The sequence below is a fragment of the Kineococcus mangrovi genome, from assembly GCF_041320705.1.
Classification (GTDB): Bacteria; Actinomycetota; Actinomycetes; order Actinomycetales; family Kineococcaceae; genus Kineococcus; species Kineococcus mangrovi.
In genome coordinates this window covers 198,686-217,332 of record NZ_JBGGTQ010000006.1, presented here as the reverse complement: position 1 = coordinate 217,332, position 18,647 = coordinate 198,686, and the positions used below count along the sequence as shown (strand labels likewise).

Here is an 18,647-nt window from a genome sequence, read left to right as displayed (position 1 = left end):
TGACTCGCATCAACCGGGGTGGACTCGCCGGCACATCCCCGACTCGTCCCGCAGTTCGTGATCCTCCTCGTAGACACGCACCGCGCACACCTCCAGGTCGCGCTGACTCGACCCTGGACGAGCACCCTGCGGATGCCCGCACCCTGCGCAGAGCAGCTCCCCACCCTGCTCCTCCTCCCGGCGGTCGTCGCGGCGCGGAGACCACCCCAGCCGCGCCAGCCACTGCTGCTTCCGCTGCGCCTGACGCCCCCACCGCTCCTGCTCATGCGGCGCCCTCACCGGTGCGTGCAGCCGTTCCAGCCGCTCCACCGAGGCCACGCCCACCAGCCGCTCGCGCAAGCGCTCGACCTCGGTGTCGGTCAGTTCCGCGGTGATGGACGACGCCCCGTCGTGGAAGGTGGCCAGTGCCTGCTGCTCCGCCGACGGGAGCAGCTCCACGTGGATGGACCACGACGCGTAGGTGCGCAGCAACGCCTCCTGAGCGGGGTCGCTGCGGTCGATGTCGATGCCCGTGCCGGTGTCCCGGCCGTCACGATGGGCGTGCAGGCGCCGCAGCGCGGTCCGGGCGTGCTCGACCTCGGCAGGCAGCTCGTCGCGGTAGTCGCTCCACGCGTCGATGCAGGCCCACGGCGCCGCCTCGGCCATCACGTCCAGGAGAGCGGTGCAGGCCTGCTCAGCGGTGGTGCGCAGCAGGTCGGTCTCGACCACGGCCCAGGTGCGCCGGCCACTGCCGTCCTCGTTCACTCGCTCGTGATCGAGCGAGCGGGCGGTGAGCCCGGCCGCAGAGGCCCAGGTTCACACTCACGGCGCCGCACTCGGACCGCGCGGTCGTCCCGCGCTGAAGGCGACGTCGCCGTCATGGCTCGGCTGCTCAGCGCGGGACCGTTCCCCGCCGCGGCAATGGTGACGACGACCCGCGGCAGGACGATCCTCACCCCAGCGTCGATCGTCGTCGTGGTCCCGTCGTGGTCGACGACCGGTGCCGTCGAGACCAGACCGCTGACCGAGGACCCGCTGCCACGAACACGCGTCGTGGCCGGTTCCAGCACCAGCCCCTGCTCGGTGGCGGCGTACAGGTCGGCCTCGCGGCCGCCGGTCACGACGGTGCTGAGGAGGGAGTCCACGGACACGGGGTCGTGGCAACCGTCGTGGATCCACCGGCCACCGAGCGTGGTGTGCGTCATCGTGGTGATCGTCGAGTCCTCTGCGCCGACCACGGGGCGCCGCGGCAGGTCAGCGGCACCTGCAGCACCTGCCCGTCGGCGGTGGCGAGCAGGTGCGTCTCCGTTCCCACCTCGCCGTCGGGGTCGTCGAAGCGGTAGGACCCGAGCTCGGTCGGGACCGAGTCGTCGGCGTCCGCGCCCGCCGGCCGCTGCGACGACGGTGCTGCCGGGGCCCTCAGCCGACGGGGGCCGCCGCCGGACGGGGTTGCTGGCGGGGGTTGGGCCGGCGGGTGGCCTCCTCCATCGACATGCCGCTGATCGCGTCGCACAGGTCCGGCAGGCCCTCCAGCACCTGCTCGGCGACCTCGAGGGTCACGGCCTGGGGCGACAGGATGGTGACGGTGACCTTGCCGCGGCTGCTCGGCCCCTGGGAGACGAAGCAGCCGGGGACGCGCTCGGCGATCCCGGAGATGAAGCCGTTGAGGTCGCGCACGCCGATCGGCCTCGTCGTCTCGATGGACAGGACGGTCTTCATCGCGCTCCTCCGCAGGGTGTGCGTGGACGGACCGGCCGGGAGGCCGGGATCCACGTCGTGGTCGTCGTCGAACGGGTCGTGGTGACCCGCCCGGGCGTCTCACCTCCCCTGCTGTGTCGGCACGCACCGACCCCGTCCACACCGAGCGTCGCCCGAATGACCCTGAACGGACCAGCGCGAACGGCCCTGACCACCGGGTGGGGTCAGCGGTGACCGGCCCCGGCGGGTGCGGACAGGCCGGCGCGGACGTCCTCGCTGCCCCGCGCGGCCGCCGCGAGCCGGTCCCCCGTCACGCCGCAGGCCCCGAGGCAGGCCGCGGCGATCTGCTGCGGCCGCTGGTCGACACCGGGCAGGGTCGCGGCCATCTCGACCAGGTGCAGGCACACCTGGCCGAGCACGTGCGCGTCGACGGGGAACCCGGCCGGGACGACGTCCCGCGCCAGCTCGGCGTAGACCTCGCCGAGCTGGCGGCGGTGCTCGCGGAACTGCTCGAAGCGCGGCTGCTGCACCTCCGGCGCGACGTACAGCGCGGTGGTGCCCAGCGGACCGGCCAGCAGCGTCCCCACGTCCACGACGACCAGGGCGTGCAGCGCGCTCGCCGCGTCCGGCGCCTGCGAGCGCAGCGCGCCCGTGACGTCGAGGGTGGGGCGCACGGACGCCTCGAGCAGCTCGAGGAGGATCTCGTCCTTGCCCGCGAAGTGGTGGTAGAGCGAGGCCTGCCGGATGCCGACCCGGTCGGCGATGGCGCGCGTCGAGGTCGCCGCGAAACCGGACTCGGAGAACAGCGCCGCCGCGGCGTCGAGGATCTCCTGGCGCGGCGTCCGGCCGTCGTCGGCGCCCCCCCGGCTGCGGGGTCGTCCGACCCGTCCCGTCCCGGCCCGTGCGCTCACCCCGCCGATGCTGCCACGGCCCCACCGGTCGGCGCGGCGCGGGCGGCGAGCCACGACCCGGCCGCGGTGATCTCCCGCGCTCCCTCCAGGGCCGCGGGCTCGGCGAGGAAGCCGCGGACGACGCGACCGTCGGAGAGCGTCACCGCGCCGATCGTCATGGGCTGCGGCAGCGCCGCGACGAAGGCGCCGAACCCCGACGACGGCAGCCGCCACACCTCGCCCTGCACGCCGGCGCCGGCGGGGTCGCGCACCATCCCCGGCTTGGGCGGGACGGTGTCGAGGGCGAAGAGCCGGTACAGCGGGGCGGTGGCGGCCGGCCCGACGAGCGTGGCGCCGGCCGCGACGAGCTCGTGGTTGAGGGGCTGACCGGACAGGTGCGCCCCGACGACGAGCAGCTCGACGGCCGCGTCCGCCCACCGCTGCGCGAGCGCCGCGAGGGTGCGGTCGCTGAACGCCGGCCCCGTCAGCATCACGCCGAACGGCAACCCGTCCACCGTCCCCGCGGGCACCGCGAGGGAGGCCATGTCGAGGAGGTTGGCGAAGTTCGTGAACCGGCCCATCCGCGAGTTGGCCCCCACGGGGTCGGCCGCCACCTGCGCGAGCGTCGGGTGCCACGTCGTCGTCGGGGTGAGCAGCGCGGTCGTGCCGGCGAGCAGCTCCCGGGCGCGGGCGGCGAGGACGTCGAGGCGTTCGAGGTCGCGGAACACCTCCACGGCCGTGACGTCCTCCCCCGCGCGGACGATGCCGGCGACGGTCGGGTCGAGGTCGGTCCCCACCAGGTGCGCGTTCTCGGCGATGTGAGCGCCGACGGCGGCTGTCCGCTCGGCGACGAACGCCCCGCCGTACAGGAGTTCGGCTGCTTCCAGCAGCGGGGCGACGTCCACCTCCACGACGTCGGCGCCACCGGCGCGCACCCGCTCGACGTACCGGGTGAACGCCTCGGCCCACCCGTCCGCCATGCCCCGCAGGTGTTCTGCCGCGGGGACGGCGATGCGCGGCCGTGCGGGGGGAGCCGGCAGGGGCGAGTCCTCACGGGCGAGCGGGTCGAGGCCGTCGGGACCGGACACCTCCTCCGCGACGCGGCGTGCGGTGGGCAGGTCCCGGGCGAAGACCGTGACGCAGTCGAGGCTGCGGCACGCCGGGACGACACCCGTCGTCGGGACCAGTCCGCGGGTGGGTTTCACCCCGACGAGCCCGTGCAGGGCGGCGGGGACGCGACCGGACCCGGCCGTGTCCGTGCCGAGCGCGACGTCGACGAACCCGAGGGCCACCGCGACGGCGGACCCGGAGCTCGACCCGCCGGAGATCCGGTCGGGGGCGAACGCGTGCCGCACCGCACCGTGGGGGCTGCGCGTCCCGACGAGACCGGTGGCGAACTGGTCGAGGTTCGTCTTGCCCAGCACGAGGGCGCCCGCGGCCCGCAGCCGCGCGACGGCGGTGGCGTCGCGCTCGGGCCGGTGCGCGAAGGACGGGGCGGCGGCCGTCGTCGGCAGGCCGGCGACGTCGATGTTGTCCTTGACCGCGACGAGCACCCCCGCCAGCGGTGCGTCCGGGTCGACCGACGCGGCCTCGGCCACGACGTCCTCCACCGGTCGCAGCGCGATCCAGACCTCGGGCCGGTCGGCCCGCGCGATGCGGTCGTAGGCCTGACGGACCTTCTGCTCCAGCGGGTTCACGCCACCGCTCCTTCCAGGGGGCGGACGGCGAACAGCACCTGGCCGGCCGTGACGGCCTCCCCGGGTTTCACGTACACCTCGAGCAGTTCCCCCTCCACGGGGGCGGTCACGGCGGTCTCCATCTTCATCGCCTCCAGCGCCAGCACGCGGTCCCCGTCACCGACGGCGGCCCCGGCGTCCGCGGACACCTGCCACACCGTGGCGGCGAACGGGGCTCGGACGCCGACCGCGCCGGCGGGCAGGTCGACGGGCCCGGCCGCGACGGCCGGCGCGGGTTCGGGCCGCACGTCGAACTCGCCCGACGCCCGCCACCGCTCCTTCTCCGCCTCGAAGGCCGCCGTCTGCCGCGCGCGGAACGCGGCGATCGAGACGGCGTTCGCCGCGAGGAACGCCTCGTGCTCGGCGAGGGAGAACTCCCCCTCCTCGGTCTCGACGTGACCGCGGCCGGCGTCGGTCTCGGCGCGCAGGTCGAGGAGTTCCTCGGCGGAGACGGGGTACCACTCGATGCGGTCGAAGAACCGCAGGGCCCAGGGGTCGTCCTCGAACAACCCGCCGCGGCGGAAGCGGTTCCAGACCTGGGTGGTCCGTCCGACGAACTGGTACCCGCCGGGGCCCTCCATGCCGTAGACGCACAGGTACGCGCCACCGATCCCGACGGAGTTCTCCGCCGTCCACGTCCGGGCGGGGTTGTACTTCGTCGTGACGAGGCGGTGCCGCGGGTCCAGCGGCGTCGCGACGGGGGCGCCGAGGTACACGTCGCCCAGGCCGAGCACGAGGTAACTGGCGTCGAAGACGGTGCGGAACACGTCGTCGAGGGAGTCGAGGCCGTTGACGCGACGGATGAACTCGATGTTCGACGGGGTCCACGGGGCGTCGTCGCGCACGCCGGCCACGTACCGCTCGATGGCCAGGTGCGTGGCCGGGTCGTCCCAGGACAGCGGCAGCCGGACGCGCCGGGACGGGACGACGAGGTCGCTCGTCGGCGGCAGCGCGTCGTCGAGCTCGCGCAGCAGCCCGACGAGCCGGGAGGCGCGCAGGACGCTCGCGTCGGTGTGCACCTGGAGCGAGCGGATGCCCGGGGTGATGTCGACGACGCCGGCCGGACGGTGCTCCTGCAGCGCGCGCAGGAGGGCGTGCACGCGCATCCTCAGCCCGAGGTCGAGGACCATGTCGCCGAACTCGACGAGGACGTTGGCGTCGCCGTCGCGCCGGTAGGTCACGGCGGGGCGCGCGGGCGTGCCGGGGACGCGGGCGAGGACCCCGTCGTCACCGTCACCGCCACCTGCGGCGGTCGCGAGGTCGGTGCGCCGCAGCCGGGGAGCCGTGGCGTGCTCCTCGCGCACGGGGACGAAGCGGACGCGGTCACCCGGTCGCAGCTGCCCCAGCTTCCACAGGTCGCCGGACGTGACGACGGCGGGGCAGACGAAACCCCCCAGCGACGGGCCGTCGGGTCCGAGGAGGATCGGGGTGTCGCCCGTGAAGTCCACGGCGCCGACGGCGTACGGGGTGTCGTGGATGTTGGACGGGTGCAGCCCGGCCTCGCCGCCGTCCGGGCGCGCCCAGCGCGGGCGCGGGCCGTCGAGCCGGACGCCGGTGCGCGCGGAGTTCAGGTGGACCTCGTAGTCGGTCGCGTAGAACTCGTCGAGGTCGGCGCGGGTGAAGAAGTCCGGGGCGCCGTGCGGGCCCTCGGTGACGGCGAGCAGCCAGTCGTGGGTGTACTCGGGGCGGCGCTCGGCCGGCACGGGGCCGGGGATCGTCGTGAACCCCTCACCCTCCGGGGCACCGGGGCGCAGCACGTCCCCGGCCTGCAACGCCCGGCCGCCGTGGCCGCCGAACCCGCCGAGGGTGAACGTCGAGGCGCTGCCGAGGTACCGCGGCACGTCGATGCCGCCGCGGACGGCCAGGGCGAGCCGCAGGCCCGGACCGGTCGCGGTCCCGACCGCCAGGACGCCCCCGGCGGGGACCTCCACGGGTTCCCACTGCGGCACCTCGACGCCGTCGAGCGTGACGGTCGCGGGCGCCCCGGTCACGCAGACGACGGACTCGGTGGAGAACCGCAGCGTCGGGCCGGTCGCGGTGATCTCCAGCCCGGGCGCCGTGGGCGGGTTCCCGACGGCGAGGTTGGCCTCGCGCAACGACAACGGGTCCATGGGGCCCGACGGGGGCACACCGACCTGCCAGTGGCCGAGGCGGCCGGGCAGGTCCTGCACGGTGGTCATGGCCCCCGGCGCGAGGACGTCGACGCGCGGGTCCGGGTCGCGCCCGGTGGACGGGCCGACGTCGAGCGTGGACGTGGAGTGGGTGGCCGAACGCAGGGGCAGGTCGGCCACGAGGGAGCGCAGCAGACCGAGGTTCGTGACGACCCCGTCGACCCGGCACTCGGTGAGGGCCTCGCCGAGCAGGTCGAGGGCGGCGTCCCGGCCGGGCGCGACGGCGACGACCTTGGCCAGCAGCGGGTCGTAGAACGGCGTCACCTCGGTGCCCGTCTCGACCCAGCCGTCGACGCGCACCCCGGACATCTCCGGGAACCGCGCGTTCGTCACGAGCCCGGGGCAGGGGGCGTCCTGCTTGGCGGGGTCCTCGGCGTAGACGCGGGCCTCGACGGCGACGCCGGTCGCGGTCCACTCCCGGTCGAGGGCGTCGCGGACGACGGGGTCGTCGGCCCCGTCGCGGGCCAGCCGCAGCATGAGCTCGACGAGGTCGACGCCGTAGGCGAGTTCGGTGACGGGGTGCTCGACCTGCAGCCGGGTGTTCACCTCCAGGAAGGCGGCCTCCTCGCGGACCGGGTCGTAGACGAACTCCACGGTCCCGGCCGACCGGTACCGCACGGAGGCCACGAGGTCGGCCGCGGTCCCCGCGACGCGGCGGCGGACGTGGTCGGGCAGGGCGGGGGCGGGGGCCTCCTCGACGACCTTCTGGTGGCGCCGCTGCAGGGAGCAGTCGCGGTCGCCGACGACGGCGACGCCGCCACGGCCGTCGCCGAACACCTGCACCTCGACGTGCCGGGCGGGCCGGACGAGCCGTTCCAGGAACACGCCCGCGGTGCCGAAGTTCGCCGACGCCAGCCGCACGACGCGGTCGTACGCCTCGCGGACCTGCTCGGCCGTGGCGCACGCCTGCATCCCGATGCCGCCGCCCCCGCCAGTCGCCTTGAGCATGACGGGCAGGCCCACGGCCTCGGCCGCCGCGACGGCCTCCTCGGCGGAGGCGAGCAGGCCCGTCCCGGCGAGCATCGGGACGTCGGCGCGGGCCGCGAGCTCGCGGGCGGTGTGCTTGCTGCCGAACGCGGTGATCTGCTCGGGGGTCGGGCCGACGAACGCGACGCCGGCCGCCTCGCAGGCGCGGGCGAACTCGACGTTCTCGGACAGGAACCCGTAGCCGGGGTGGACGGCCCCGGCGCCGGTGGCCAGCGCCGCCTCGACGAGGGCGTCGGTGCGCAGGTACGACTCGCGGGCGGGGGCGGGCCCGAGCCGGACCGCGGTGTCGGCCTCGCGGACGTGCGGGGCGGCGCGGTCGGCGTCGGAGTGGACGGCGACCGTGCGCAGCCCGAGGGCGCGCGCCGAGCGCAGGACGCGGCGGGCGATCTCGCCGCGGTTGGCGACGAGCAGGGTGTCGAAGGTCACCGGGAGCCTCCCGCGGGGGTGGTGACGAGCATGCGCAGGGGGGTGGGGTCGAAGTCGTTGCAGGGGTTGTTGACCTGCGGGCAGTTCGAGACGACGACGAGGAGGTCGACCTCGGCGCGGAACGCGACGCGCTTGCCGGGGCCGGAGATCCCGTCGACGATGCCGAGCGAGCCGTCGGGTTCGACGGGGACGTTCATGAACCAGTTGAGGTTGGAGACGAGGTCGCGGGCGGACAGGCCGTGCCGGGCGCCCTCGGCGAGGAAGTTCTCGCGGCACCCGTGCTGGTGGGCGGTGTGGTGGCCGTACCGCAGGGTGTTCGACTCCTTCCCGCACGCGCCGCCGATGGTGTCCTGGCGCCCGACCTCGTCGGCGACGACGGTCGCCAGCGGGGTGCCGAACTGGCTGCGCAGGACGGTCCCGGTCCGGACGTAGGCGTTGCCCTGCCAGGCCAGGGTGTCCGGGACGCTGTACCGCTCGCTGCGGTCGGCGTCGGCGAACAGCAGGCAGTCGGCGGACTGGTTGCCGCCCACGTCGACGATGGTCAGGACGTGCCCGGCGCGGACGACGGCGGACCAGGGGGCCCGGGGCGCGACGCGCTCGTCCAGGACGACCTCGCCGGGGACCAGCGGGGAACCCCGGTCGAGGGTGGTGCTGTCGGTGGTGGTCACAGTCCTCGCGCCTCCGCGTGGTCGAGGGTGTTCAGGTACGCGCGGTGCAGTTCGGGGGTGCGGGTGAACCGCTCGTCGGCGGCCGACGTGGGGGTCGAGCGCCAGGCGTGGACGCGCAGCGGCCCGACGGTGAACCGCGGGCGGGGGTCCAGCGGGTGCGCGGTGTTCGCGACGAGGACGGTCAGCGGGAGTTCGGCGAGCAGGTCGACCTCGGCGGGGCCGGCGGACCCGAGCCAGCGGAACCCCCCGTCGGCCTCGACCCGGACACCCTGGAAGAAGCTCACGCTCGGCGGCAGGTCGCGGGGTTCCAGCCCCTGCTTGGCGGCCGCGAGCGTGAACAGCCCCCGGCCGGACGGGCTCGGCCCCTGGGGCGCCGCGTCGCCGTAGCGTCGCTCGTTCCACGCGTCGGAACTGGTGCCGCAGAACGCGTCGTGCCGACCGGACGTGTCGGCGACGACCGTCGCCAGCACGCGTCCGTCCCCCGAGAGCAGTGGGTGCCCCTCGCCGAGGTAGGCCTGCCACGGGATCTTCTGCGTGTCCGCGACGTTCAACCGTTCCCACGGCGCGACCGCCGAGAACAGCAGGACGTGGGCGCAGGCGTCGCCCGTGACGTCGGACAGGCGCAGCCGGGTCCCGCGGGCGAGGACCCGGGAGGTGTAGCCCCCGGGGGCGACGGTCTCGGCCCAGGTGAGCAGGGCCGGGTCGACGCCCGCGGGCGGGTGCGGGGAGCTCGACGCCGGCAGGTGCGGCATCCAGTCGGACGTCGTCCCGCCCCGGGCGCGGGCGTCGTCGCGGGCGGCGAGGACCGTCGCGGTGTTGCGGGTGCTCATGCGGGTTCTTCCACCCGGTCGGACTCGGTGGGGGCGCTGACCTGCAACCGCCCCAGGACGATGGGGCCGCCGTGGCGGGCGCGGTTGCGCCGGTGGACGACGACCCCCACGAGCACGGTGGCGGCGATGAAGAGCAGGGCGCTCCACTGCAGCCACCAGGTGCCGTCGGTGAGGTCGTAGACGCCGGCGCGGGGCCAGGCGAGGTTGACGACCATGCCCGTCTGGTAGACGACGGCGAGGACGTTGACGGGCACGCCCCAGCGGCCCAGGGAGAACAGCGGGCGGCCGAACTCGTCGGTCCCGGAGGGGAGTTCCCCGCGCAGTCGGCGGACCAGCAGCGGCAGCGTGACACCGAGGTAGGCCAGGTAGAGCATCGCGATGCACAGGCTCGCCAGGGCCGTGAAGACGGCGCTCTGGTGCCAGTTCACGGCGAGCGCGACGGCGGCGCCGACCCCGACGAGGACGGCCGCGCCGATGGGCGTCCCGGTGCGCGCCGAGACCCGGCCGAGGACGGAGGCGAAGGGGAACGCCCGCTCGCGGGCCATCGAGTAGACCATCCGCGACCCGGACGTCTGGACGGCGAGCGTGCAGACGACGACGGCGACGGCCACGCAGGCCAGCAGCACCCGGCTGCCGACGTCCCCGAGGCGCGCGGTGAGGACACCGGCGAGGCCGCCGGAGGCGAGGGAGCCGTCCGTGAGGCTGGGAGCGGCGATCACGCCGCCGACGAGCAGCAGGGCACCCCCGGCCCCGGACACGACGAGGGCCCGCAGGATCGTGCGGGGGGTGGTGGCGCGCGGGGCCCGGGTCTCCTCGGACAGTTCCCCGGCCGAGTCGAAACCGACCATGACGTAGGCGGCCATGAGCGAACTGGCCAGCCACAGCCCGAGGTAGTTCCCCTCCCCCGCGCCGGAGGTCGTCACGACGACGGAGGGACTGCGCTCGGCGTGGCTGAACAGCGCCACGACGAGGGCGACGACCCCGACGATCTCGACCACCACGCCCGCCGAGGTGATGACGGCCATGAGCCGCACACCGATGACGTTGACCAGGGTCGTGAGGACGAGCAGGCCCACCCCGAGGACTACCGCGTTCTGCGCACCGGTCGCCGAGACGGGCGAGGAGTCCGCGCCGGACCCGCCGACGAGCTGGGCACCGGGCCAGATCGCGGGCAGCACGGCCTGCAGGGCGATGGCGGCGGTGGCGACGGTGAGGACCTGGCCGACGACCATGATCCAGCCCGTGAACCAGCCGACGTCGGTGCCGGCGAGACGGCTGGACCACTGGAACACCGCCCCCGAGATCGGGTAGCGGGCCGCCAGTTCCGCGAAGCAGAGGGCCACGAGCAGCTGCCCGGCGAACACGGTGGGCCACGTCCAGAAGAACCCGGCGCCACCGAAGCCGAAACCGAGGCCGAAGAGCTGGAACACCGTCGTGAGGATCGAGACGAACGAGAACCCGGCGGCGAACGAGGCGAACGGCCCCACGTCGCGCCGCAACTGCTGGCGGTACCCGAACCCACCGAGGTCGTTGCTGTCGGGGGCGGCCCGGTCGGGCCGGGGACGGGGTGCGGGAACGGACATCGTCGATCCCTCCGGTCGGTGGAGCTCGGATACCTGTCACTCGACAGGTATGGCTCCGAGTCTGTCCGAGCCGGTGTTTCGGCCGTGTTTCACCGCCGTGAAACCTTCATGTCGCCCGGCCGGGCCGCTCCGGTGCTCACCCGGCGGGGGTCGTCGCCCCCGAGCGCCCGGCAGCCGTGACCGCCCCGTACCGGGTGGCGTACCACGCCTCGAACTCCCGGGCCGGGAGCGGCCGGGCGTGCAGGAAACCCTGCGTCTCGTCGCACCCCAACCCGGTGAGCGCCGCGAGCGTGGCCTCGTCCTCGACGCCCTCGGCGACGACCCGCAGCCGCAGGGCGTGGGCGAGCCCGACGGTGTGGGCGACGATGGCCGCCACGCGCGGGTCGGAGAGCAGGTCGGCGGTGAAGGACCGGTCGAGCTTGAGCTCGCTGACGGGCAGTTGGCGCAGCTGGGTGAGCGAGGAGTAGCCGGTGCCGAAGTCGTCGATGCTCGCCTGCACGCCGAGGGCGCGCACCGCCTCGACCACCGCCAGGCTGCGCTCGGGTTCGCGCAGCAGGGCCGTCTCGGTGACCTCCAGGACCAGGGACGTGGCCGGGACGTCGTGGTGGGCCAGCAGCGCCGCGACCGTCGTGGGCAGCGAGACGTCCAGCAGAGTGCCCGCCGACAGGTTCACCGACACCCGGACCGGCAGACCGCGGCGGCGCCAGAGCGCCTGCTGCGCCACGCTCTGGCGCAGCACCTCCCGCGTCACCGCGTCCATGAGGCCGTGCGTCTCGGCGAGCGGCAGGAACTGCGCGGGTGCGAGCAGGCCGCGGACCGGGTGCTGCCACCGGACGAGCGCCTCGACCCCGGCCAGGGTCCGGTCGCCGGCGTGCAGCTGGGGCTGGAAGTGGACGCGGAGCTGACCGGCGGTGATGGCGTGGCGCAGCTCGGCCACCGTCGACAGCAACCCCTGCGTGTCACCGTGGCGGGCGGGGTCGAACGTCACCACGGACGCGCCCGTCCGCTTCGCGTCGTACATCGCGCTGTCCGCCCGGCGCAGCAGGAGCGCCGCGTCCGCGCGCTGCCCGCCCTCACCGTCGGCGTGCGGCCCGGACGCCGTCCAGGTCGCGCGGCCCACGCTGAGGTCGGTGTGGACGCTGATCCCGCCGACGGGGAACGGTTCGCGCTGGGCGCCCTCGAGCACGGCCAGCACGCGCTCGCCCGGGGAACCGTCGTCGCTGACGACCACGAACTCGTCCCCGCCGAGGCGGGCGAAGACCGCCGCCGCCGGAAGTTCCGGTGCGATGCGCTGGGTGAGCATCTGCAGCAGCGCGTCCCCGGCCCCGTGCCCGAGGCTGTCGTTGACCTCCTTGAAGTGGTCGAGGTCGAAGACGAGCACCTGCACGCCCGGGGCCGGCCCGCCGGAACGGTCCCCCGGTCGGCGCTGCAGGACGAGGGCGTCGAGGTGGCGCAGGAGGGCCCGGCGGTTGGCGATGCCGGTGAGGTCGTCGGTCAGGGCCTCCCGCCGGCTCACCGCGAGCTGGGCGAGCGCGAAGAGGTTGACCAGCAGCCGCACGCTCGACCCGAGCACGCCGAGCAGGGCGCACAGGGCCAGCGCGACGGGGGCGCCGGTCACCAGCCCCGCGGTGGTGGTCGCCAGTCCCGCGCTGACGACGAGGAAGGAGCCGACGGTGGACTTCACGGGGTCGGACGTCTGCGTCGGCTCGAACCGGGACCTGAGCACGGCCGCACCGGCGAGCGCCGTCAGGCCGGCGGTCCACAGCGGCAGCTCCCACGCCGGGTGGGTGCCCCCGCCCAGGAGCGCGGCCGCACCGCCCGCCCCGGCCAGGACGAGGGCGGCGAAGACCAGCCAGACCCGCGCGTCGCGGTGCAACCGGGCGGTGAAGGCCGCCGTCAGGGCGGCACCGAGCAGCACCAGCAGGCACGCGTTCTGCAGGACCAGCAGCTGCACGGTCCAGGGCACCGGGACCAGCAACCGCCCCGCCCCCGCCCCGGGCGTCACCAGGAGGCCGAGGGCGGCGGCCACCACCAGGACCGAGCTGGTCCCGTTCAGCAGGTCGTCGGGGTCCACCCCGGCGCCGCGCCGGCTCCACCGGACCAGCGCGCGGTAGGCCAGCGGGAAGGTGAGGACCGCGCAGACCGCGCCGGGCAGATCGGCGTGGGTCCGCAGCGCGGGCACGGCGGTGAAGGCCGCGCCGGAGACCGCCCCGATCCCGTGGAGGAGGCAGCCCCAGCTGAACATCCGCCACACCAGGTGTTCGGCGGTCGCCGTCCGGGCGCGCCACGCCAGCACCCGCCAGGTGGCCGTGACGGCCACGAGGGTCAGCAGGAAGCGCACCGAGGGCCACGGGTCGCCGCCGCCGGTGGACGCCAGCGGGACCTGGGCCGACGCGGTCACCACGAGCAGCCCGAGCACCACCACCGGAACCCGGGCCTCCTGCTCGACCGGGACGGGACCGGGGGTGGCGACGGGACGCGGGGCGCGGCGGGAGCGTGGCGGTGGCACACGGGTGTGTCGGCGCAACGGTCCGCGACGATGAGGTCCGAGGTCCCGAATCACCCGATGCGCCCAGCAGCGTCCCCCTCCCGCGCCGCCGCGCCCCGTCGTGGGCCGCCGTGGGCCGCCGCCGCCGCGCCGGGCAGGATCGCGGGATGCAGACCCTCACCGCCGCCGACGTCCACGCCGCGGTCGACCGCACCGCCGGGCACCTCCTGCGCACCCCGGTCGTCCAGGTCCGTCCCGGGGTGTGGCTGAAGCTGGAGCACCTGCAGCACACCGGGACCTTCAAGGCCCGCGGCGCCTTCAACCGGCAACTGGCCGCCCGCGAGCGCGGGGAGCTCGACCCGGACCGCGGGGTCGTCACCGCCTCGGGCGGGAACGCGGGCCTGGCCCACGCGCACGCCGCCGCCGAGCTGGGGGTCCCCGCGACGGTGTTCGTCCCCGAGACCGCCCCGGCCGTCAAGGTGCGCAGGCTCCGGGCGCTGGGTGCCGACGTCCGGGCGGTGGGGTCCGAGTACGCCCGCGCCCACGAGGCCGCGGTGGAGTTCTCGCGGGAGCGGGGTGCGGTGTTCTGCCACGCCTACGACCAGGTGGAGGTCGCGGCCGGGGCGGGCACGCTGGCCCTGGAACTGGCCCAGGACGTGCCCGGCCTGGACACGGTCGTGGTCGCCGTCGGCGGGGGCGGGTTGTTCGCGGGGGTGGCCGCCGCGCTGGAGGGGTCGGCGCGGGTCGTCGCGGTCGAACCCGAGGGCGCGCCCACCCTGCACGCGGCCCTGGCCGCCGGGGAACCCGTCGACGTCGCCGTGTCCGGCGTCGCCGCGGACTCCCTCGGCGCCCGGCGCGTGGGGGCCCTCGGGTTCGACCTCGCCCGGCGCACCGGGCCCGTCAGCCTGCTCGTCGACGACGACGCGATCCGCGCGGCCCGGCAGGACCTGTGGTCGCGGTTCCGCGTCGTCGCCGAGCACGGCGCGGCGACCGCGTGGGCCGGGCTGGGCTCCTACCGGCCCGCCCCGGGAGAACGGGTCGCGGTCGTGGTGTGCGGGGCGAACACGGACCCGAGCGACCTGAGCTGACTCAGCGCGGTCGCGTCTCGCAGGCCACGCCGTCCCGGTCGCGGTCGAGGGCCGGTCGGTACCCCGGCTGCCCGGCCCGGATCGGCGCGGCGCCGGCGTCCCACGCCTCGGTGCAGTTCCGGTAGTACGGCTCGCTGTGCGGGGGCACGGGGGCCGGGGTCAGCACCGACGCGACGGTCCGGTTCACCAGGGCCCCGGTCGCCGCCGACCACTCGATGAAGCCGTGCTGGAAGTCGACGCGGCGCCCGCCGGGCACGTCGTGCTCGTCGCTCACGGGGTAGCCCAGCGGTCCGCCCTCGTACCCCGTCGCCCCGTAGGCCGCCAGGAGGTTCCCGCACAGGGCGTGCGCGCCCGCCGCCGGGGACCAGTAGGCCGTCCCGCCCTGGAACCGCTGGTACACCCCGCCCGCGACGCTCGGCAGTTCCTGCGTCGCCGGGTACCCGAGGCAGCCGTTCTCGTAGCCGAACCGGCCGTAGAGGTCGCGGAACGCGCCGGACACGGTGTGCGCGCCGGTCGCGGGCGACCAGTAGGCCACCCCGCCCTCGAAGAGCTGGAACACCCCGCCGCGGACCGGGACCTCCTGCGAGGTGGGGTACCCGAGGAACCCGTTCTCCCGGCCCAGGTCGGCGTACGATCTCAGGAACGCACCGGAGACCGAGTGCGCCGCGGTGGCGGGCGACCAGTAGAGGGTGCCGCCCTGGTACTGCTGGAATACCCCGCCGCGGGCCGCGGCGCCCTCCCCGGACGTGGGGTACCCGAGGAACCCGTTCTCCCACCCCGTCGAGGCCCACAGGTCGCGGAAGGACCCCGAGACGTCCCACGCGCCCGTGGCCCCGCTGTGGTACACGGCACCGTCGCGGAACGTCGCGAAGCTGCCCGTCGCCGTCGGCTGCTCGCACGCCGCGACCGGGCCCAGGGCGCCCGACGCGCCGCCGAGCTGGTCCCACCGCGCCTGCACGGCCGGCTGCAGGCAGTCCGCGGCCTGCGCCGCGCCCGCCGTCACGACCGGTCCCCCGCACACCCCCGTCAGCAGCGCCAACGCCGCCACGACCGTCCGTCCTCGCACGTCGTCCCCCTCGCTCAGCGCCACGTCGTCGTGGCCGGTCACCCTGCCCCGGGCCACCGGTGACTACCAGTGACCACCGATGACCACTCTGCACCAGGACACCGGTGCCGGTCGACGGGATCGTGTCCGACGACCGTCGTCCCGGACGGCCGGGACGGGCACGGCGGGTCCTCAGCCCGCCACCCAGCGCTGCACGGTCGACCGGTGCCACGCGCGGAACGTGGCCGCGATGTCGAGGTCGGGGTCGACCAGCCACTGCAGCTCCAGGCCGTCCATGACGGCGAAGTAGCGCCGCGCCTCGTCGGCGTGCCGCGCGGAGGTCGTGGGGGCCCCGCGGCCCCGGTCCTGGACCGCCGCGATGGCCCGAGCCGCCTCCGCGACGATCCGGTCGTAGCGGTCGGCCACCCAGCCGCGGGCCGGGTGGTCGGGGTCGGTGGCCTCCGTGCCCAGCGTCAGCAGGAGTTCGATGAGCCCGCGCCGTTCCCGGTGCTGCTCCATCACGTCGACCAGGGCGTCGAAGAACGCGCGACCGTCCGCGGTGCGGTGGAAGACCCTCGTGGGCCCGCTGTCCGCGTCGAACCGGTCCAGGACGGCGAACAGCAGCTCCTCCTTGGAGCCGAAGTACCGCAGCAGGGCGGCACCCGTGACTCCGACGCCGCCGGCGATCTCGCGCAGCGAGGCGTTGGTGTACCCCCGGACGGCGAACACCCGGGTGGCCTGCTCCACGATCTGCCGACGTCGCTCGACGCCGGTGCGGTACGGCCCCCGCACGCCCCTGTCGGCCTCGGGGGCGACCAGGGGCCGCGGCGCGACGGCGGAGCGCCTCCGGGCGCTCTCGCCGACGCGACGGGCCCCCCGGTCGGTCGGCAGGACGAACCGGCGGCCCGTCCACCGGCTGAAGGTCTGCGCGAACAACTCGTCGGACAACGCCACCAGGTCCAGTTCGGGGGCGGCGATCCACTGCAGTTCCAGGCCGTCCATCGCCGCGTAGAGCGCGCGCACCTCCACCTCGCACTCGGTGGGGGTCATCGGCCGCACCCGGCCGTCGGCCTGCGCCGTCCGCAGGTGCTCGACCCCCTGGGCGACGATCTGGGCGTAGCGCTGGGCCACCCACTCGCGAGCCGGGTGCTGCGGGTCGGAGGCCTCGGTGCACATCGTGAGGAAGAGCTCGATGAGTCCGGGGTGCTCGACGTGGTAGCGCATCAACTGCGGGAAGGCCGCGAAGAAGTGCAGCCCCTCGCCCATGTCGACCCGGCTGAGCAGCAGGTGGGTGTCGACCTCCCACCGCTCGAGCACCGCCAGGAGCAGGTCCTCCTTGCGGCCGAACAACCGCAGCAGGCTCGTCGGGCTGGCTCCGACCTCCGCGGCGATCTCGCGCAGGGAGGCGGCGGCGTACCCGCGCCGGGCGAACAGCACCGAGGCCGCGTCGACGACCTGCCGGCGCCGCTCGACGCCTTTGCGGTAGGGGCCGCGGACGCCGGCGACGACGGACATGACCTCATCTTCCCCCACGGGGGCGCCCGCGCGAGCACCGACGGCACCGGCCGAAGCCCTTGACGAAAAGCGAACACGTGAATACGTTGGCCAAACGCGAACGCGGAGGAGTTCTTCGCCGCCGCGCGCAGTGGTTCGTCTCACCGCCGAGAGGATCGCGCCACCCCGCACATCCGCACGACGGCGTGCTCACCGGCACGACCGCCAGACCCACGACCCGCGGAGACACCGATGTCCAGCAGCTCCAGCACGACTCGCCGCACCTTCCTCGGCCTCGCCGCCGGGTCCGCCTCCATGGCCGCCCTCTCCGCCTGCGGCGGTGGTTCGGGTTCCGGTGGCCAGGGCCAGACCATCGAGTTCTGGGACATGCCCTGGGGCACCGCCGCCTACAACACCGCCGCGCAGGAACTCACCGAGGCGTACGTCCCCACCGGGGACCACCTGAAGGCCGGCTACCAGATCATCCAGTGGAACAACTTCACCCAGACGTTCTCGTCGGCGATCGCGTCCAACACCGGACCGGCCGTCTCGACCGGTGGCGGGTTCCAGGCGTTCCAGTACGCCGAGCAGGGTGCCATCGCCTACGCGGACGACCTCCTCGCCACCTTCAAGGAGGACGGCACCTACGACGACTTCCTCGAGGGGACCATCGAACCCTTCAAGACCGACAACGGCTACTGCGCCGTCCCGACCCAGCTCGACATGCGCGTCTGGTGGTACCGCAAGTCGATCTTCGACGAGGTCGGCGTCTCCCTGCCGACCACCTGGGACGAGTACCTCACCGTCGGGAAGCAGCTCGCCGCCAAGGGGTACTTCGCCTACGGCATCGGGGCCGGCGCCGGCAACAACCTCGGCGCGCACACGATGGTCGCCATGATGATCAACAACGGCGGCGGGCTGTTCAACGCCGACAACGAACTCGACTGCGTGACCGACCGCAACGTCGAGGCGATGGACTTCATCCGCGAACTCGTGGGTTCGGGGATCGTCGACCCCGCCGCGGTCTCCTACACCACCGACAACCTGACCTCGCAGTGGAAGTCGGGCAAGATCGCGATGGGCATCAACACGCCGGGGCTCAACGACGACCTCGGCGACACCACCGGGGACGTCCTGGTCGCCACCCCCATGGCCGGCCCGCACGGCGACAAGGGCTGCCTGCAGTTCCTCAACAACATCATGATGTACCAGAACACCCCGTCGCAGGAGTCCAGCGAGGCCTTCCTGCAGTACTGGTTCAAGAACTACGGGACGTTGTGGCAGCAGAAGCTGCTGCCCGGGCTCCCCGTGCTGAAGTCGGTCATCGCCCTGCCGGAGTTCCAGGCCAACACCCAGAAGGTCGAGGTCATCAACACCTGGCAGCCCATCGCCAAGACCTACGCGGCGACCGGCACCGAGGTCGACGCCAAGATCGCGGCGATCGACGGCGGGCAGGCCCTCAACGAGTTCACCCAGACGATGCTGTCCGGCAAGGCCGACTCCACGGCGGCGCTGACCAAGCTGCAGTCCGACATCTCCGCCCTCTGAACCCGTCGCCGGCCAC

At 74.6% G+C, this 18,647-nt stretch carries 15 protein-coding genes; 2 read left to right on the top strand and 13 right to left on the bottom strand.

Features of this window, described 5'->3' with window-relative positions; genetic code table 11:
• Window positions 1–9 precede the first annotated feature (9 nt).
• The 11 genes from AB2L28_RS14375 to AB2L28_RS14325 form a co-directional block, all read right to left on the bottom strand.
• Window positions 10–744 (bottom strand): hypothetical protein, encoded by a 735-nt coding sequence (locus AB2L28_RS14375; protein ID WP_370719665.1) that lies wholly within the window; start codon window positions 742–744, stop codon window positions 10–12.
• The gene (locus tag AB2L28_RS14370) at window positions 741–1,184 is read right to left on the bottom strand and encodes a hypothetical protein (RefSeq protein ID WP_370719664.1); all 444 of its coding nucleotides are present in this window, start codon (window positions 1,182–1,184) and stop codon (window positions 741–743) included. The genes AB2L28_RS14375 and AB2L28_RS14370 overlap by 4 nt, the downstream gene beginning before the upstream one ends.
• Window positions 1,181–1,294: a hypothetical protein gene (locus AB2L28_RS14365; protein ID WP_370719663.1), complete on the bottom strand. Its 114-nt coding sequence runs from the start codon at window positions 1,292–1,294 to the stop codon at window positions 1,181–1,183. Before AB2L28_RS14365 ends, AB2L28_RS14370 begins: the two co-directional genes overlap by 4 nt.
• 104 nt (window positions 1,295–1,398) lie before the next feature.
• Window positions 1,399–1,698, bottom strand: a complete 300-nt coding sequence (locus tag AB2L28_RS14360; RefSeq protein WP_370719662.1) for a hypothetical protein — start codon at window positions 1,696–1,698, stop codon at window positions 1,399–1,401.
• Window positions 1,699–1,901: 203 nt separating this feature from the next.
• Window positions 1,902–2,588, bottom strand: coding sequence for a TetR/AcrR family transcriptional regulator (locus AB2L28_RS14355; RefSeq protein WP_370719661.1), 687 nt, complete (start codon window positions 2,586–2,588; stop codon window positions 1,902–1,904).
• Window positions 2,585–4,264, bottom strand: coding sequence for an allophanate hydrolase (gene atzF, locus AB2L28_RS14350; RefSeq protein ID WP_370719660.1), 1,680 nt, complete (start codon window positions 4,262–4,264; stop codon window positions 2,585–2,587). The genes AB2L28_RS14355 and atzF overlap by 4 nt, the downstream gene beginning before the upstream one ends.
• Window positions 4,261–7,887, bottom strand: a complete 3,627-nt coding sequence (uca, locus tag AB2L28_RS14345) for an urea carboxylase (RefSeq protein ID WP_370719659.1) — start codon at window positions 7,885–7,887, stop codon at window positions 4,261–4,263. Before uca ends, atzF begins: the two co-directional genes overlap by 4 nt.
• Window positions 7,884–8,555 carry an urea amidolyase associated protein UAAP2 gene (locus AB2L28_RS14340; RefSeq protein WP_370719658.1) on the bottom strand — a complete coding sequence of 224 codons (672 nt, stop codon included), beginning with the start codon at window positions 8,553–8,555 and terminating at the stop codon, window positions 7,884–7,886. The genes uca and AB2L28_RS14340 overlap by 4 nt, the downstream gene beginning before the upstream one ends.
• Complete coding sequence (locus AB2L28_RS14335) at window positions 8,552–9,385, bottom strand: urea amidolyase associated protein UAAP1 (protein ID WP_370719657.1); 834 nt, start codon at window positions 9,383–9,385, stop codon at window positions 8,552–8,554. Before AB2L28_RS14335 ends, AB2L28_RS14340 begins: the two co-directional genes overlap by 4 nt.
• The gene (locus AB2L28_RS14330; protein ID WP_370719656.1) at window positions 9,382–10,968 is read right to left on the bottom strand and encodes an APC family permease; all 1,587 of its coding nucleotides are present in this window, start codon (window positions 10,966–10,968) and stop codon (window positions 9,382–9,384) included. The genes AB2L28_RS14335 and AB2L28_RS14330 overlap by 4 nt, the downstream gene beginning before the upstream one ends.
• A 136-nt stretch (window positions 10,969–11,104) precedes the next feature.
• Complete coding sequence (locus AB2L28_RS14325) at window positions 11,105–13,393, bottom strand: putative bifunctional diguanylate cyclase/phosphodiesterase (RefSeq protein WP_370719655.1); 2,289 nt, start codon at window positions 13,391–13,393, stop codon at window positions 11,105–11,107.
• A gap of 230 nt (window positions 13,394–13,623) precedes the next feature.
• Here AB2L28_RS14325 and AB2L28_RS14320 point away from each other — a divergent pair, with 230 nt between their 5' ends.
• Entirely contained in the window at window positions 13,624–14,544 is a 921-nt protein-coding gene (locus AB2L28_RS14320; RefSeq protein ID WP_370719654.1) for a threonine/serine dehydratase, read from the top strand.
• Window position 14,545: 1 nt separating this feature from the next.
• Here the strand turns inward: AB2L28_RS14320 and AB2L28_RS14315 are convergent, their stop codons facing one another.
• Together AB2L28_RS14315 and AB2L28_RS14310 are read right to left on the bottom strand one after the other, a co-directional pair.
• Window positions 14,546–15,610: an excalibur calcium-binding domain-containing protein gene (locus tag AB2L28_RS14315; protein WP_370719653.1), complete on the bottom strand. Its 1,065-nt coding sequence runs from the start codon at window positions 15,608–15,610 to the stop codon at window positions 14,546–14,548.
• 171 nt (window positions 15,611–15,781) lie between these two features.
• On the bottom strand, window positions 15,782–17,104 hold the full coding sequence (locus AB2L28_RS14310; RefSeq protein WP_370719652.1) for a TetR/AcrR family transcriptional regulator: 1,323 nt from the start codon (window positions 17,102–17,104) through the stop codon (window positions 15,782–15,784).
• 231 nt (window positions 17,105–17,335) lie between these two features.
• Between AB2L28_RS14310 and AB2L28_RS14305 the strand changes: the two genes are divergently transcribed.
• Window positions 17,336–18,631 carry an ABC transporter substrate-binding protein gene (locus tag AB2L28_RS14305; RefSeq protein WP_370719651.1) on the top strand — a complete coding sequence of 432 codons (1,296 nt, stop codon included), beginning with the start codon at window positions 17,336–17,338 and terminating at the stop codon, window positions 18,629–18,631.
• Window positions 18,632–18,647: the final 16 nt, after the last annotated feature.

Coding starts and splice junctions, on each gene's coding strand:
- AB2L28_RS14360 (WP_370719662.1), bottom strand. CDS start 1,698: ATGAAGACCGTCCTGTCCATCGAGACGACGAGGCCGATCGGCGTGCGC.
- AB2L28_RS14370 (WP_370719664.1), bottom strand. CDS start 1,184: ATGACGCACACCACGCTCGGTGGCCGGTGGATCCACGACGGTTGCCAC.
- AB2L28_RS14330 (WP_370719656.1), bottom strand. CDS start 10,968: ATGTCCGTTCCCGCACCCCGTCCCCGGCCCGACCGGGCCGCCCCCGAC.
- AB2L28_RS14320 (WP_370719654.1), top strand. CDS start 13,624: ATGCAGACCCTCACCGCCGCCGACGTCCACGCCGCGGTCGACCGCACC.
- AB2L28_RS14335 (WP_370719657.1), bottom strand. CDS start 9,385: ATGAGCACCCGCAACACCGCGACGGTCCTCGCCGCCCGCGACGACGCC.
- AB2L28_RS14310 (WP_370719652.1), bottom strand. CDS start 17,104: ATGTCCGTCGTCGCCGGCGTCCGCGGCCCCTACCGCAAAGGCGTCGAG.
- AB2L28_RS14305 (WP_370719651.1), top strand. CDS start 17,336: ATGTCCAGCAGCTCCAGCACGACTCGCCGCACCTTCCTCGGCCTCGCC.